This window comes from Desulfuromonas carbonis (assembly GCF_054658035.1).
In genome coordinates this window covers 224090-239105 of sequence record NZ_BAAHXR010000002.1, presented here as the reverse complement: position 1 = coordinate 239105, position 15016 = coordinate 224090, and the positions used below count along the sequence as shown (strand labels likewise).

Sequence of the window (15016 nt, the reverse complement as noted above, 5' to 3'; positions counted from 1 at the left end):
CTCCCTCAATTCAATAGATGACGATGTAACCATGCCGGTCGGCAATACGCGAAATTTCCAGGACGTCCGAAATCTGATAGTCAACGCCATCGAGACGAAACAGAAAACCGCCTTCCGGGAGTTCCTCGGCGAGGCTGATCAGATATTCAAAACTAGCCGTTTTGATCGTTTCCATACGAATTCCCGTCATTTCGATTTGTCACCGTATAATATCTGAATACCACATCGATGGGCGCCAGACAACCACCCTCCCAACTTGGAGAAAAACCCGGCGGCCAGCCGGCAGCAAGCCCCAGATCGAGGCCCGCTCACTTCTCCGCATTCAACCCGGATGGAACCCGGATGGAAAAATTGCCAAATCGACGCGGATATGCTATCAACAATCGCCTGAAATTCAGGACGTGTTCCCGGGAATTGTAATTAAGCCTATGCGCACCCCGCTACCCCTCATAATTTGCCTGCTCTGGTTCCTGCTTGCCCCCCTTGGCGGTTGCCAGCCCCACGAGGAGGACCGCCTCACTGCGGCATCCCGGCCGCAAACCATTCGGCCGGCCAGTCATCAGGAGCTGGAGGATTTCTTTGCCAGCCACAACTACGGTTGGAGCACGGTCCTCGAAGGTGTCCCCCCCTTCATCCTGGAGACTCTGCCAACCGACCTTCACCGGGTGGAGCGAGTAACTGAGAAGAAGCATATCTTCTTCCTCTCCCTGTTGCCGATGGTACTTCTTGCCAACGAGGAGATTAGCGCCCAACGGGCCCAGGCCGAAGAACTCCTGCACCGGCTGGAGCGGGACGGTCAACTTTCGCCGGAAGAGAACTCCCAGCTCCTGGGACTGCAGCGGGAGTATGCCGTGGAAGGCGACCTCTATCTCGACCCCGAATTGCGTCGTGAGCTGCTGGAACGGATTGATGTCATTCCGCCTTCTCTGGTCCTGGCCCAGGCGGCCACGGAATCGGCCTACGGGACGTCGCGCTTTGCCCGCCGCGCCAACAACCTCTTCGGCGAATGGACCTTTCTCCCCGGCACCGGCCTGGTCCCGCTGGAACGTCCCGAAGGAGCAACCTACGAAATCCGCCGTTTTCCGAACGTGGCCGCTTCCCTTCATTCCTACCTGCGGAATATCAACACCCACTGGGCCTATCGCGACTTCCGCCACAAGCGGGCGCAAATCCGCGCTGCCGGCAAGCCCCTTCGCGGTCTGGACCTGGCCGAGGGTCTCGACCGTTATTCGACCCGCGGCCTCGACTATGTCAAGGAGTTGCGGGAGATTATTCTCCGCAACCGGCTCACCCGCCTCTCGGCGGCCTCGCTAAGACCGGCACCCGCTGGCGACGTCGGCAATGCCAAGGGCCTCCTCTCTTCCCCATCCTTCAGCCGCCGTCCGCGCCCTGCCGCGGCTGAAACCACGGCTGACTGAACCAGTACCACCCTCCGGCCTTACCTGGAGCCGTCAGCGTATATTTATTGCGCCGACCGCCAAGGGGCCCGGCAGCCGTAACCAGAAACTCCCCGGGCGCCCCTTCCACCGCAATCACCTGACACCGGTTCTCCCCCTGGACAAAACAGCGAAGGCCACCCAGGTCAGCATTGGGGGCGTCGATGCGCACCCGCAATCGGGGCGGGTTTTCCGAACCGCTCACCAGCGGTGTTCCAGGGGCCAGTACCGTGACCGGCAGCGCCCTCATTCCGGCCTTGCCCCGGAATTCCGCCAGGGTGGCATAGGCGCCCCCCATGGGAAACCGTGGCAGCGCAAAACGCTCGCTGCCGGTCCAGACCACTCCCGACTGCTGGCTGGTTGCCGCCGCAAAGCCGAGCTCCCGGACCAGGTCCTGCAAGGCGGGCGAATATTCACCGAAGGGATAGGCAAAGAGCCGGGGCGTCAGGCGCAGCTCCCGGATTAGGGCCTGCTGGGCACGCTCGATGTCGGCTGCTACCCGGGAACGCCAGGTCGCGTGATCTTCTCCCGGCCGAGTCTCGAGCAGGTAGGCATGACTGGCACTGTGGTTCCCGATCTCCACCCCCTCGGCGGCAAGCCCGCGCAGTTCATCCCAGCTCAGGTAGTCGGCAGCGCCGACTGCGTCGGTGTTGACAAAAAGAGTGACCGGGAATCCAAAACGGCGCAGCAGCGGCATCCCCCCCGTGAGAAAGGAGGTATAGGCGTCATCCACGGTCAGCGCGACGCACCCCTGGGGCAGAGGTTCCCCGGCATCGAGACGCCGCACGATTTCGCCCAGGGCCAGCACCGGCCGCTTTTCCGCCTTGAGCCAGGCGAGCTGGGCGGCAAAGACCTCCAGGTCGATATTGGTCGAAGGATGCCTGACGTCACCGAAGCGGTGGTAGATGAAGACAACCGCCTCGTTCGATGGCGCGGGCAGGGAAAGCGCGGGGGCGGACATTAAGATGCTGGCGATAAGGAACAGCAGGAATGGCAGAAGGGTCAGGACCCGCATTATTCACCCGCCCCTTTTTGCACGCGACTGCGCAGATAACGGCGAATCCGGTTGCGGGCGCGGGGGGTAACCGCCCACTCCAGCCACTTGGGGAGAACTGCCGGGCCTTCTCCCCGTTCAATCGCGACCTGGTCACCGTCCATCAGGCGCGACTTGAGCAGCCGGGTCTGGCCGTTGATCCGGGCTCGGACTGCATGCAAACCGAGCTCTTCATGGATATCAAAAGCGAAATCGAGGGCGCTGCTCCCTTCCGGCAGGGTACGAATCTCCCCGCGCGGCGTGTAGACCTGAATCGAGGCCGAAGCCAGGCGCAGGCTTTCGGTATCGAAAGCGGACTCCCCTTCGAGCAGGGATTGCATCAGCTCGCGGAAATTGGCGCGGCGAAATTCGAAACCGGGAGCGAGAACGCCAGCTTCGTTGAAACGGGCCAGCTTGCGGGTGGTGATTTCCACCCGGATCCGGTTCTCCCCGGCCTGGACTGTCGTTTTCAGGGCCTGGTAGCCGAACTGGGACGGAACATTGAGGTGATCCCGCAGTTTCCCGGGAATCGGCGGATAGAGGCTGTGCAGCAGACCGAGGGCCAGATAGGCATCCATGGTGCGATCCACCTGCATCTCCAGGGTATAGAGGGTGGTCAGCCCCCGTCCCATCGCCTGCGCCCCGGCGATGGAGAAGGGGCGCCAGCGGTCGCGCAGCAGGACGTGGATGCGGTGATGCTCACAGCTGTTATTGATCTCCGCCCGGATTTTGCGCAGGGCCGGCTCGAAGCGCTGTTGGGCCTGAACGATGACCGCCCGGTAGCGCTCGGCACGGCGCGGGTAGAGGATCGCCAGCGACAGGGCATCGAGTTCCGAGGCGACCAGCCCCATGCCGAGGTGACGCGCCAGCGGCACATAGATGGAACGGGTCTCCTCGGCGATCAGCGATTGCTTTTGCGGGTTCAGAGCACTGATCGTCTGCAGGTTGTCCATGCGGTCCCAGAACTTCAGGCAGAGGACCCGGACATCCTCAATGGCCGCCAGCAACTGCTTGCGATAGGTCTTCTCCTTCAGCGCCTGGCGGTTCAGTCGTTCGTCGGCCGCTTTGGTCAGCCCATTGACCAGCAGCGCCACCTCCGAACCGAACTGGCTCTCCACCTCTTCCAGGGTGACCGGGGTATCCTCGACCACATCGTGGAGTATTGCCGCCATGATCGAATCGAAATCCATCCAGTGCCGGGCGGCAAGATGGGCCACCCGCAGCGGATGATAGAAGTAGGGCTCTCCCGACTTGCGGACCTGGTCGGCGTGAGAGGCACGCGCCAGTTCGAGGGCTCGCTGCAATACATCGATGCCACGATCAAGTTCGGTCTCGCTGAGCCCGCCCCCGTAATGGGTGACCAGCAATTCCATGATTTCGTTGATCAGGCGGAGTTGCTGGCGATCCACCTGATGTGCCTGCGGATTATCCAATGAACTACCCCGCAGCAAGCTACGGGGTATCAACAGCCTACACCCTTAGTAAAAATCGCGCAGCAAGCTGCGGGGAATTGAACCCAACTTTTGATTAACGGTCCTGAAAATGAGATTGCGGTTCTGCGAACGTTTCATCTTAGTCGAGACAGGTACCTCCGGCAAGCCGTTATCCGGGGGGCCAGCCGAGGTCGCGGCCACCGAGGAGGTGAAAATGGATATGCCAGACCACCTGCCCACCCGCCTCGTTGCAGTTATTGACAATGCGGAAGCCGTCATCGGCAAAACCGAGATCATGGGCCACCTTCCCCGCCACCTGGTAGATGTGGCCGACGAGCTCATTGTCGGCGGTGGTCAGGTCGAGGGTGGTACGGATGTGCTTGCGCGGCACCAGGACATAGTGATGGGGCGCCTGAGGATTGATGTCGATCAGGGCCACCACCTTGTCGTCCTCGTAGACACATTTGCCGGGGATTTCACCGGCGAGAATCTTACAAAAGATGCAGTTGTCCACTATCATCGCTCCTTTCCTGTGAGCTTTGAGGGGGGATCCCCCGCGTCTCTTCAAGAGGGATAACATGCCAGCGATCCCGGGCCGCCCGTTTCAGGAGCTGCTCGTCGTGGCTGAACAGAATGACCTGGTGCTCACTGCTCAGGCGCTCCAGCATCTTCAGCGCCTCGGCCATGCGGAAGCGGTCAAGGTTGACCAGCGGATCGTCCAGAATCAGCGGCAGATGGCGATCCCGGGCCAGGCGCCGCGTGAGCGCCAGTCGAACCGCCAGCTGACAGGCGTCGATGGTGCCGCGGCTGAAACGCTCCAGGGGTTGCCAGCTGTTTCCCTTGCCCCGCAGGGAGAAAGAAAAATCGTCGTGGCAGCGCACCTCGGCATAGCGACCGCCGGTAACCAGGCGCAGCGAATGGCCGAGCTCTTCAGCAAATCGGTTGAAATGTTCCTGATGATATTCTTCGACGGCGCCAGCAAGGAGATCGATACTCAGGGCGAGCAGATCGCGACGCCGCAGGAGCTGAGCCTCCTCGCTGCGCCGCCGGGCAATTTCGGCATCGAGTTGCTCGGCGGCAAGCAGCTCTCCCTGCAGCGCCGCCTCGGCTTCCACCAGCCGCAACAGCTCCGCTTCGTGCTCGGCGATTTGCCGGCCTAAGGCCTCCAGGCGCCCCTCGGCCTCCGGCAGTTCCGCCAGCGGCAGCAAATTGGCCGGCGGTGCCGGGCTCGCCGCGACCACGGCTGCAGAGCCGGGGCTGGCTGGGGCCGATCGTAGCTGCAATTCGTTCTCGATCGCCTGCAGCTGTTCACCGATGCGGCGGGCACGCTCCAGGTTTTTCTGCATCCGTGCCACTTCCACCGCAGAGGGGGAAAGACCAAGGGCTTCAAAAGCTTCGTCGAGGGCGGCCAGTCGCTCCTGCGCCGCTTCCCGCTCCGCCTCGACCTCCCGCCCTTCCTTCTCAAGTTCCTGGCGCCTGCGCCTGGTGGTCGCGCCCTTGCGCAGTAACAGGCCCCAGCAGGTGCCCAACACGCCCGCCACCGTCGCCAGCACTGCCCACAGCCAGTCCGGAAACAGCCAGGCGGCGCTCAGGGCCAGCAGTATGGCGATAGCGCTAATGCTTCCCAGGGCAACCCAGGGAAGGCGCGGCAACTTGAGTTGCGCCTGCCGCAGCCGCGTCGCTTCGCTGCCGATCGTCACCAGCTCCTGGCGGATCCCGTCCGCAGTTTCGAGCAGGGGCGGTAACTCGGAGGGAATCGGGTCCGGAAGTCCCGTTTGGCGATAGTCCCGGCGCAACCCCTCCCGCTCCTTGAGGAGTGCGGCCACATCTGCCGAAGGAACGACCGGTGGCACCGCGGTCGCCTCCCCGGCGCCGATGCGCCGCCATTGCTGGTGCGCCCAGGCCAGATACTGCCGCCCCTGCTCGTGATCGCTCCGTTCCTGGGTCAGGTTTTCCCGCAGTTCCCCGATTCGGCCATGCAATTCGGCGGCGGCGGCAAGATGCCGGGCGGCGTCAGCCTGTCGCTGCTCCAGCTCCGCCAGCTCAGCGCGAAGGATCTCGAGCTGGCGATCCTTGGCGCGATCTCGTCCCCAGGGGTTAATCCGGGTCAGGGCAAAATATTCGTCGCCAAGAGTGCTCAATACCTCCTGGTAATCCGTATCGACGGCACCGGTCAGGAGGCTGCGCACCCGTGCCGCGAACCCCTCGCCCCCGCCAAAACCGAGGGCCCCCTGGCCAAAGAAAAGAGACGCCCGGAAGAGTTCCTCGTCGGCCACCCCAAAAAGGCGTACCAGGCGCTCGAGGTAGTCGGCACGGGTGGCGCCGCGACCGCTGCAGGGAGCTTTTCCGGTAAAGCTGTCACGGACCTGGTAAAGATCATCCTGTTCGAGGAGTTCGGTATGGTCCGAAAGGAGGTCCCGCTCGATGCGCACCGTGCGGCCTGGAGTTTCAAGGACCAGGGCGGCCCGGCATTCGGCAGGACGCCCCCAGGGGCGAAAGCGTTCGGCTTTGCTGCTGCCAAAGAGAATCGCCGGAATCGCCTCGACCAGGGTCGACTTCCCCGCTTCGTTCGGCCCGACCACCAGGTTGAGCCCGCGGCGAAATTCAAAACTGCGCTCGCTGAAGCGTCCGAACTGCTTTAACTCGAGATGCCGCAGAATCATGACTCGGCTCCGCCGGATACCATCTGCAACCGGGTCAGAATTTCCCGCAGCGCTGCTTCCAGCAGCTCCTTCTCCCCTTCCCCGGCGCAGGCAAGACGCTCCAGCGCCCGGCGCAGACAGAGCCCGCGCACCGTATCCTCGGCGGCAAACCGGGCAACGAGGCGGCTGCCGGCCAAGCTGGTCTGGTCCTCCATGACCAGGAAAAAACTGGCTCCGGCGACCTGGTCCTCCAGGGCGGCAAGGTCAATCGGCTGTTCCACGGACCCACGCAGGACCAGGCGCAGAGCGGCTTCGGGCACCAACTCGGCACGTACCCGGGCAGCAAGAGCGGCGTCGTCCTCGCTGCCGCTCAGAACGATTTCCCGTTCCAGCAACAGCCGGCGATTGACCTTGAGTTGCCGCACCAGGCAGCTTTGCGGCTCGAGGTCAACCAGGGCCGCATGCCGCGCTCCGGTTTCGGTGAAATCGACCCCCTCTGCCCCCCCGGGACGACAGCCGTAGACGATCTCTTCCCGGCTCAGCAGCTCAAAGTCACCCCGACCACCGAGGGCCAGGTAGTCCGGGCGCCAGGTCCCGGAGAAGGGGGGAGGCAGCGCGTCGGGCGCTGCGCAGGCGACACCGATGTCGAAGCTCCCCGCGACAGGTGCCGGAGGTGTTGCGCCCGCCGTAACAAAACGCACCAGCCGGCCGTTGACCTCCAGGCTCGTAACCGCTCCGGAGGTTGAAAGGATGGTTCCGGGAAGGTCCTGACGCCGATAGACGGCGTCGGCACTCAGCCCGGTATCCCGGGGACCGGGGAGCACGACGGGATGAATGCCGGCGGCGCGCAGGGATTCGAGCCCGGCCACCACCCGCGCCAGGATCTCCCGCCGCGGGCGTGGCGTCGCAAAGAGATCCCCTGCGACCAGGAAAATCGAGGCCTGTTCCCGCCGGGCCACCTCCAGCACCTGCTCGAAGGTATGGAGAAAGTCCTCCCCCCGGGCCGCGGCGACGGCGCCAAAGCAGGAGTGGGGAGCGTCCAAAAACGGGCTGGCGGTGTGAAGGAGACGCAGCATCCAGGCTAACCCTCTTCGAGAAATTCAGGATAGTAGCAGACATTGGCCGAGCAATCGCTGCCAAACCGGGCGCGATGGGCAGCCCGGGCCCGTTGCCGGTAAATCACCGGGTCGGTTTCACTGGTGGCGAGCTGCAAAAATTCCCGGGTCAGCAGCAGGTTGTTCACCTTCTGGGCGGTTGGCGCACCCCGCCCCACCAGCTTGACGCCGAAAATGCCGGCGGTCTGCAACCTCGGCAGGGCACAGAGACCGCAGCCGTGGCGGCGATTGGTCCGGGCCCATCCTCCCTGGCGCTCGATCGCCGCCCGCAGGCGCGAAGAAACCGCCCCCCGCGCGAGAGGTTCGATCGCATAGGGAATTTCACAGGGCCAGACTTTGTCGGCACTGGCGTGGTGATGACTGCACAGCCCTTCGGTGTTGGGACACTTGCCGATCAGCAGGAAGGCATCGCAGCGCACCGGGGCGACCGCGGCGGTAATCGCCTCCATCTCGGCGACGCTGAGATGGCGCGGGAGTACCACCCGCTCGATCCCCTGCCCTGCATAAAAACGGATCGCCGCCGAGTTGGAGAGATGGGCCAGGGTGCTGGCATGCAATTCGAGGCGGGGATGGCGCGGCCGCAGGGCCCGTAACAGGGCGATGTCGGCAAGGATGACCGCGTCGATCCCGGCCGCGACCGCCTGATCGACAAAATCGAGGACCAGCGGCTGTTGCAGATCGCTGAAAAAGGGGGCGTTCAGGGTCAGTGCAAAGCGGCGGCCACGATCGTGAACCAGCGCGACAATGCTGGCAAGATCGGCAAAAGTGTCGATCTGCGCGCCGGCGAAGGTGCGCTGATTGACCGAGGTAAGCAGACTGAAGCGTTTCGACCACTCCGCCGGCAGGCAGCCGCCGTAAAGCTCATCGGCGCCGGCATCGAGGAGCGCCCCTGTCTCGGCCAGGGAATCAATCGGGGAGATTATCCGCACGCTCAAGCCTCCCCCCCCGGCCGCCAGATATGGTCGCGCCGAAAATCCCACCAGCTGCCGTCGACCTGGCTCGCCAGCGTCTCGCCCGCCACGACCAGGGTCAGGGCCGGGCGGCGACTCGGCCCGCTGAGGTTGAAAAAGTCCCGCTCGCCAACCTGGGCGGCGATATCGTCCAGGGCACCGACCAGGACAGTCTCCCCGGCCAGCCCGAGGCGGTGCAGGAGGGCGATCGGCACGTTGCCGCCATAACCGCGTCGCAGCTGCGCACAGAGCTCGTCGAGGGGGAGGTTGTTCATGTAAATCAGGAGGGTGACGCCGGGCGCGGCGAGTGCTTCGAGGGTGGGCGCGTCCGGCCCGTCGCCGAGGGTGCGCGGCGAGACCAGGATGGTGCGATTGCAGATGCTCGGCAGGTCCAGGGTCTTTTTCAGCGCCGCCGAAGCGGCATTGGCGGTACCAACACCCGGGATGACTTCCGCCTGATCGCCAAGTCCATCGACCAGCGCCTGGAAGGGGGAGTAGAAGGTCAGATCGCCGGGGACCAGGAACGCCACGGGGGCCTTTTCGGCCAGCGCCTGCAGCAGGGCGATCAGCTCCGCGAAGGGATAGTCGAAGGGGTCGCGCAGTTCCTTGCCGGCCACCAGTCCGGCGAAGGTTTCGGCGAAGGCGTCGATAGCGAAGACCGTTGCGCACCCTTTCAGCAGGTTTGCGCCACGCAGGGTGAGGAGTTCGGGATCGCCGGGGCCGGCACCGATGAAATAGACCTTGTTCATGCCGCCCCTCCCCGGGTCAGGGCGATGAGAAACTCCCGGTTCCCCTTGGGGCCGAGGAGCGGGCTGTCGGTTACGCCAATCACGCGACAGCCCAGGGCGGCCGCCAGCTCTCGCACCTGCTCGACTACCCGCAGATGCTGGGCCGGATCCCGCACCACGCCGCCCTTGCCGACCTCCCCTCGGCCGACCTCGAACTGCGGCTTGATAAGAGCGACCACGGTGGCGGCAGGGGCGAGCAGCGCCAGGGTCGGCGGCAGCACCTTGTCAAGGGAGATGAAGGAGGCGTCGATGACTGCCAGTTGCGGCTGTTCGGGGAGCTGCTCGCGGGTAAGTTCCCGGATATTGGTGCGCTCCAGGTTGATCACTCGCGGGTCCTCCCGCAGCGACCAGGCGAGCTGGCCGTAACCGACATCGACGGCGTAAACCCGGACCGCGCCGCGCTGCAGCAGGCAATCGGTAAAGCCACCGGTGGAGGCGCCGACATCGATGGCAACCTGGCCGGTCACGTCGAGGGCGAAGGCATCGAGTCCGGCAGCGAGCTTCAATCCGCCGCGGGAGACGTAGGGGATATCCTCCCCTTTCAGGCGCAGCTCGGCATCACCAGGTACCTGGGCGCCGGCCTTGTCGACGGCGTGATCGCCGACAACGACCTTGCCGGCCAGGATCAGCGCCCGCGCCCGTTCGCGGGACTGCACCAGTCCACGGCTTACCAGCAGCTTGTCGAGACGCTCTTTTTTCACCGGCTACTCACTGTTGAGGGGCGGGTTAGATTAGCACGAAGGAGTAACCGGCGGCAATTCCCGAGCTGCCTCAGGCGCCCTGATAATGCCCCTTTTTTTTCTCCAGTTCCTTGGCGTAGCGGGCCAGCAGCGAGCGCCGCGACAGCATGAAGAGAACCTTCCCCGGCTCATTGCCGGCCACCACCGGAAGCTCTTCGAAACCGCGGCTGGCCAGCTTGCGCATCGCGTCATTCATCGAATCCCCCACCTCGCAGGTCACCACCTGGGAGGCGGCGATATCCTTGGCGCAGACCAGCCCGGGAGGAATCTCCTCGTCCAGGATCCGCCGGATATCGTTGACCGAGAAGATCCCGGTCATGACTCCGGCGTCATTGACCACCGGGTAGTAGGCCCCCTCGGCGCGGGCGATCCGCAGCAGAATGTCGGGAAGGGTGAGGTTTTCCGGGATCAGCGTCGGCGCATGGCCCTGATCGGCGATGTCATTAACGGTGAGCCCCTCAAGAACATCGACGACAAAGTCGCCGAGGTGGGCGGGGGAGTCGAGCCGGCTGCGCACCTGCTTCTCATAAATGGAGTTCTGGCGGAAGGCGAGCATCGCCACCACGCAGACCAGCATCAGCGGCGCGAGCAGGGCATAGTTTCCGGTCAGTTCGCTGACCATGATAAGGGTCGCGATCGGGGTACTGGAGACCCCGGCAAAAAAGCCGGCCATGCCGACCAGGACATAGCTGCGCGGGTCACTGACCAGCCCCGGAAAGAGCTGCAGGGCAATGGCGCCAAAGGCGCCGCCAAGCAGGGCGCCGATCACCAGGCTCGGGGCGAAGACGCCCCCCGACCCCCCGGAGGGGATGGTCAGACTGGTGGCGAGGATTTTGGCCAGCGCCACCACCAGCATCACCCACAGCGCCATCTTGCCGTAGAGGGCGGCCTGGACGTAGCCGTAGCCGGAACCGAGCACCTGCGGCACCGCCATCGCCAGCACCCCGAGAAGGATACCACCAAGGGCCGGCTTGAGAACGGAGGGCATGGCGAGGCCGCGGAAGAAGTCGCGCAGGCTGTAAAAGGTGCGGACATAGAGCTTGCCGAGGCCGCCGCAAAGCAGGCCGAGCAGCAGGTAGAGAAAGAGTTCGCTCGGATTTTCGAAGACGAAGTGAGGAGTGACCAGGAGCGGATGCCATCCGGTGACCGCGCCGAAGAGAGAATAGGCGATAATCGAGGAGATCAGGCAGGGAATGAGCGCCTCGTGCTCGAACTCGGGGTCGCGGTAAAGGACCTCGACGGCAAAGAGCGCTCCCCCGAGAGGGGCACGGAAGGTGGCGCCGATGCCACCGGCGATTCCCGCCAGGAGCAGGATGCGGCGATCGCTGCTGGAAAGACGAAGGCGGGTAGCGAGAAATGAGCCGAATCCGGCGCCGATCTGGGCGATCGGCCCTTCCCGGCCGGCCGAGCCACCGGTACCGATGGTCGCTACCGAAGCGAGAGCCTTGATCCAGGGGACACGGCCACGGATCAGCCCGCCGCGATTGTGAAAAGCATCGATGGCGGCGTCGGTACCGTGCCCTTCCGCCTCGGGGGCAAACTTGTAGACCAGAACCCCAGAGACGATCCCGCCGAGTGCGGGGAGCAGGAAGAGAAACCAGCGATGCTCCATCGCCAGGGAGGCGATCATCGGCATCGTCGCCGCACTGGTCCCGACCCCCTCGCCAGGGGGATGAAAACCGGCGAATCCTTTGAGCAGGCCGTGGTCAACCGCATTGGTGGTGAAATAAAAGGCGACCGCGCCACTCCCGGCAATCAGTCCGACCAGGACGCTGAGCAACAGATGGCGACTTTCGGCATGCCCGAAGAGACGGCGCAAATAAGAGAATTTGGTCAGATGCTCGAACAATGGTCAGATCCGGGCAGGAGGTCAATCAGAACCGGTGGTCGCGATCGGCGCTAGACCTCGCAGTGGGAACGATCCATTTCTCTTTAAAGACTGGAAGATGAGTCAAAGGGTTTGAACCGTTACGCGAGGTTTCGCTCCCCTTGCCGGCCGACCCGGGTTGCAGGTCAGGCGAGGCCAGGGATTCGTTGGACAATGCCAGAACAAAACGGGGGCGTCAACCGCTTATCCGCCTGCAGAGAGAATCGATCCCGTCATTTTCCATCCCCACCGGGAATAGAAAGAGCCCCGCTGGGCGCAACCGGCAACGGTCAGGATTCGCCGAGCGGGGGCGCGAAGGCAGCCCGGGCTTCGTCGGGGAGCCGATCAGGATCATCCTGGTAGCGGGGAGAGTGATGGAAGGTCAACAGGCGCAGCGCACCGGCGCGGCGCGCGCTATCCCCGGCCAGGCGGGCGGTCAGGTGGTTGCGCTCCCGGGCCCGGTCCAGTTCGGCGTCGGGAAAGACTGCTTCGATGGCGAGGAGGTGGGCGTCGTTGGCGAAGGTGACAATCTTTTCAAGGTTGTCGCTGCTCGGCGCGGCATCGGTGACATAAACAATCTTCATGCCCCGCTCGGTATGGGCGATACGCGGCGCCAGATCCGCAAGGGGCACCGTAAGAGCTTCCCCTGAAGTTCGCGGCACCTGAACCGGGGTCGTCCCCGCCGCCCCCTTTCGGAGCAGATCCTTGAAGCGGGCCAGCCAGGGGCCGGGGAGGTAGCCGTGCCGCTCCAGGGCATCCTTGTGGATCGCAACGTGGAGAGGCTCCTCGAGGCTGAAGGCGAGAGAGACAATGCCGCCGTGATCGAGGGCGAGGGCACGTACCTGCAAATGATCATCGGCCAGCAGCAGGTCCTCGGCGCCGCCCCACCCCCAGGCCCCTTCCCCTTCCGGCACAAACCCGTTGGCGGCGCGAAAGGTGACTTCCCGCCCCGGCCTCTCGTCCCATTCCCGCACGGTAAGGGCGAGGGGGTAGCCCTCGATCAGGTTCCAGGTATAGCCGGAGAGCCGCCCCCGGACCTGGTCCGCCATGCCGGCAGGACCATAGACGAGCAGGGTGCGGTCCTGGTAGAGAAAGGTCCGCAGCAGGGCGTCAAACCCGACCATGTGGTCGATGTGGGCGTGGGAGACAAAGAGGGCGGTTATCTTCAGCGCGTCCCGGGTGCCAAGCCGCCGCAGGTCGCCACAGTCAATGAGGAGCGCCTCGCGGTGATGGGCCAGCCGCACATAAAAGGCCGGATCACCGAAAGGACCATTGAGAAGCCGTGGGAAAAAGACCGATCGCACCTGTAACCTCTACTATTTGAACCCATGACAAGTCCAATTCGACCTATCGGTCTCATGGATTGTGTAGATTTTACCTCAGGCCGCACCATCGTGCCCTCTGTCGCCCCAAATCGGGTAGGAGGCGGGGTCGCCCCCGCCGTCCTCCCACACCACCGTGCGTACGGTTCCGTACACGGCGGTTCACAAGGCGCTCTGAAAGCGGCGGTGCTGATCGGTCAAGCGGATCAGCCCCAAGTAGCGAAAGAAGGATGTCGGATACGCTTCATTCATGTGCGAGGCCCCTGAGTTCCACCAGGGGCCTCGCCCGTTCGTGGCCGATTTCCACGCCCGGGCTTCCGGCAATCCCCGCTGCATCAACCTCTTGGCCCGGGTATAGGGGCGCTTCCACTGTCGCCATAGAATGCAGCGCAGCTTCCGCCGCAGCCATTTGTCCAGTTCTTCGAAGATGCCTTTGACCTCCGCCAGGCGGAAGTAAGAGGCCCACCCCCGTAGCTTCGGGGTGATTTCTTTGATGACCTGAGCGAGACTGCGTCCCCTGCCCCGTCGGCAGACCTTCCTGAGTCCGGCCTTGAACCGCTTCACTCTCGACTCCGCCACTTTGAGGCGGGGTTTCTTGTGAAAGGTCATGCTGTAACCCAGAAAGACCCTTTTCCAAGGACGGTCGACGGCGCTTTTGGCGACGTTGACCTTGAGTGCCAGCCGCTCCTCCAGGAACCGGGTGAGACTGGCCATGACCCTTTGGCCGCTGCGCCTGGTCTGCACGTAAATGTTGCAGTCGTCGGCGTAGCGGCAGAAGGCGTGACCGCGCCTCTCCAGTTCCTTGTCGAACGCGTCGAGCAGGATGTTCGACAGAAGAGGTGAGAGGGGACCACCCTGCGGCGTCCCTTCCACCCTCTGCGACACAAGCCCGCCTTCGAGCACTCCGGCTTGCAGGTACCGCCGGATGAGCAGCAATACCCGCTTGTCTTCGACCTTACGGGCGACCCGCGACATGAGGATGTCGTGGTTCACCCGGTCGAAGAACTTCTCCAGGTCGATATCGACCACCCAGCGCTTGCCGTCGGCCACATGCCGACGGGCGGCTCTAACCGCCTGCCAGGCACTCCGTCCGGGACGATACCCGTAGGAGCTCTCGGAGAAGTCCGGATCGAATAGCGGCGTCAGCACCTGATGCAGCGCCTGCTGAATGAGCCGATCGCACACCGTGGGGATTCCCAGGGTGCGCACTCCCCCGTCGGGCTTCTCGATTTCCACCTTCCGCACCGGCTGGGGGCGATACGTCCCATTCAGCAACTCTTCCCTGATGGTCGGCCACTTCTCCTTGAGAAAACCGCGAAGCTCGCCCGTCGTCATCTCGTCGATGCCGGGGGCGCCCTTGTTGGCTTCCACCCGCTCTAAGGCCGCCATCATGTTCGGGCGGCTGACGACGTCTTCCATCAGCCCCCTTTCCGCTTTCGTCCAGGAAGGGTCTCTCGTTGCCGTGACGTTTGACGCACCGCTCCCATGCTCTGGCGGCTTCCGGCCGCTGCCCTCCGGGACGGCTCCCGGTATCTCGACCGGGACTTCTGCTGCTCTTGTCGTCATCGAAACGCGAGTCTCCTGAAACGACGCCTCGTGTTCGGCCCTTTGCCGGGTGGTTACTCCGGCTACTACGGCCTCTGCTGACTTCTGCCGGCCCGTCCCGACACCTTACGGTGACGGTAGCACG

Annotated in this window: 13 protein-coding genes; 1 reads left to right on the top strand and 12 read right to left on the bottom strand. The window is 63.9% G+C overall.

What is annotated here, in order from left to right:
• Nucleotides 1–10: 10 nt before the first annotated feature.
• The gene (locus ACYQ8E_RS03335; RefSeq protein ID WP_197463764.1) at nt 11–175 is read right to left on the bottom strand and encodes a hypothetical protein; all 165 of its coding nucleotides are present in this window, start codon (nt 173–175) and stop codon (nt 11–13) included.
• 253 nt (nt 176–428) lie between these two features.
• On the opposite strand from ACYQ8E_RS03335, the gene ACYQ8E_RS03330 reads away from it, so the two are divergent.
• Entirely contained in the window at nt 429–1418 is a 990-nt protein-coding gene (locus tag ACYQ8E_RS03330; RefSeq protein WP_066726991.1) for a glucosaminidase domain-containing protein, read from the top strand.
• On the opposite strand, the gene ACYQ8E_RS03325 is transcribed toward ACYQ8E_RS03330, so the two are convergent.
• The 11 genes from ACYQ8E_RS03325 to ltrA form a co-directional block, all read right to left on the bottom strand.
• Nucleotides 1372–2451: a polysaccharide deacetylase family protein gene (locus ACYQ8E_RS03325; protein WP_066726989.1), complete on the bottom strand. Its 1080-nt coding sequence runs from the start codon at nt 2449–2451 to the stop codon at nt 1372–1374. The genes ACYQ8E_RS03330 and ACYQ8E_RS03325 overlap by 47 nt on opposite strands.
• Nucleotides 2451–3878 carry an HD domain-containing protein gene (locus ACYQ8E_RS03320; RefSeq protein ID WP_459860102.1) on the bottom strand — a complete coding sequence of 476 codons (1428 nt, stop codon included), beginning with the start codon at nt 3876–3878 and terminating at the stop codon, nt 2451–2453. The genes ACYQ8E_RS03325 and ACYQ8E_RS03320 overlap by 1 nt, the downstream gene beginning before the upstream one ends.
• 193 nt (nt 3879–4071) lie before the next feature.
• The gene (locus ACYQ8E_RS03315) at nt 4072–4422 is read right to left on the bottom strand and encodes a histidine triad nucleotide-binding protein (protein WP_335339870.1); all 351 of its coding nucleotides are present in this window, start codon (nt 4420–4422) and stop codon (nt 4072–4074) included.
• Complete coding sequence (locus ACYQ8E_RS03310; protein WP_066726983.1) at nt 4394–6565, bottom strand: ATP-binding protein; 2172 nt, start codon at nt 6563–6565, stop codon at nt 4394–4396. Before ACYQ8E_RS03310 ends, ACYQ8E_RS03315 begins: the two co-directional genes overlap by 29 nt.
• A complete protein-coding gene (locus tag ACYQ8E_RS03305) occupies nt 6562–7620 on the bottom strand; it encodes a metallophosphoesterase family protein (protein WP_066726981.1) in 1059 nt (352 codons plus the stop codon). The genes ACYQ8E_RS03310 and ACYQ8E_RS03305 overlap by 4 nt, the downstream gene beginning before the upstream one ends.
• Nucleotides 7621–7625: 5 nt before the next feature.
• Nucleotides 7626–8588: a U32 family peptidase gene (locus ACYQ8E_RS03300; protein ID WP_066726979.1), complete on the bottom strand. Its 963-nt coding sequence runs from the start codon at nt 8586–8588 to the stop codon at nt 7626–7628.
• A gap of 2 nt (nt 8589–8590) precedes the next feature.
• On the bottom strand, nt 8591–9358 hold the full coding sequence (locus ACYQ8E_RS03295) for an SAM-dependent methyltransferase (RefSeq protein ID WP_066726977.1): 768 nt from the start codon (nt 9356–9358) through the stop codon (nt 8591–8593).
• Nucleotides 9355–10098, bottom strand: coding sequence for a TlyA family RNA methyltransferase (locus tag ACYQ8E_RS03290; RefSeq protein ID WP_066726975.1), 744 nt, complete (start codon nt 10096–10098; stop codon nt 9355–9357). The genes ACYQ8E_RS03295 and ACYQ8E_RS03290 overlap by 4 nt, the downstream gene beginning before the upstream one ends.
• 70 nt (nt 10099–10168) lie before the next feature.
• Nucleotides 10169–11986 carry a chloride channel protein gene (locus ACYQ8E_RS03285; RefSeq protein ID WP_459860098.1) on the bottom strand — a complete coding sequence of 606 codons (1818 nt, stop codon included), beginning with the start codon at nt 11984–11986 and terminating at the stop codon, nt 10169–10171.
• Between the two features lie 308 nt (nt 11987–12294).
• Nucleotides 12295–13308 carry an MBL fold metallo-hydrolase gene (locus ACYQ8E_RS03280; RefSeq protein ID WP_459860096.1) on the bottom strand — a complete coding sequence of 338 codons (1014 nt, stop codon included), beginning with the start codon at nt 13306–13308 and terminating at the stop codon, nt 12295–12297.
• 180 nt (nt 13309–13488) lie between these two features.
• Nucleotides 13489–14892, bottom strand: coding sequence for a group II intron reverse transcriptase/maturase (ltrA, locus tag ACYQ8E_RS03275; RefSeq protein ID WP_066724184.1), 1404 nt, complete (start codon nt 14890–14892; stop codon nt 13489–13491).
• Nucleotides 14893–15016 lie beyond the last annotated feature (124 nt).

What these genes read in the sequence shown, in the direction of transcription:
- ACYQ8E_RS03325 (WP_066726989.1), bottom strand. Translation starts at nt 2,451, where the DNA reads ATGCGGGTCCTGACCCTTCTGCCATTCCTGCTGTTCCTTATCGCCAGC.
- ACYQ8E_RS03310 (WP_066726983.1), bottom strand. Translation starts at nt 6,565, where the DNA reads ATGATTCTGCGGCATCTCGAGTTAAAGCAGTTCGGACGCTTCAGCGAG.
- ACYQ8E_RS03335 (WP_197463764.1), bottom strand. Translation starts at nt 175, where the DNA reads ATGGAAACGATCAAAACGGCTAGTTTTGAATATCTGATCAGCCTCGCC.
- ACYQ8E_RS03315 (WP_335339870.1), bottom strand. Translation starts at nt 4,422, where the DNA reads ATGATAGTGGACAACTGCATCTTTTGTAAGATTCTCGCCGGTGAAATC.
- ACYQ8E_RS03330 (WP_066726991.1), top strand. Translation starts at nt 429, where the DNA reads ATGCGCACCCCGCTACCCCTCATAATTTGCCTGCTCTGGTTCCTGCTT.
- ACYQ8E_RS03305 (WP_066726981.1), bottom strand. Translation starts at nt 7,620, where the DNA reads ATGCTGCGTCTCCTTCACACCGCCAGCCCGTTTTTGGACGCTCCCCAC.
- ltrA (WP_066724184.1), bottom strand. Translation starts at nt 14,892, where the DNA reads ATGACGACAAGAGCAGCAGAAGTCCCGGTCGAGATACCGGGAGCCGTC.
- ACYQ8E_RS03295 (WP_066726977.1), bottom strand. Translation starts at nt 9,358, where the DNA reads ATGAACAAGGTCTATTTCATCGGTGCCGGCCCCGGCGATCCCGAACTC.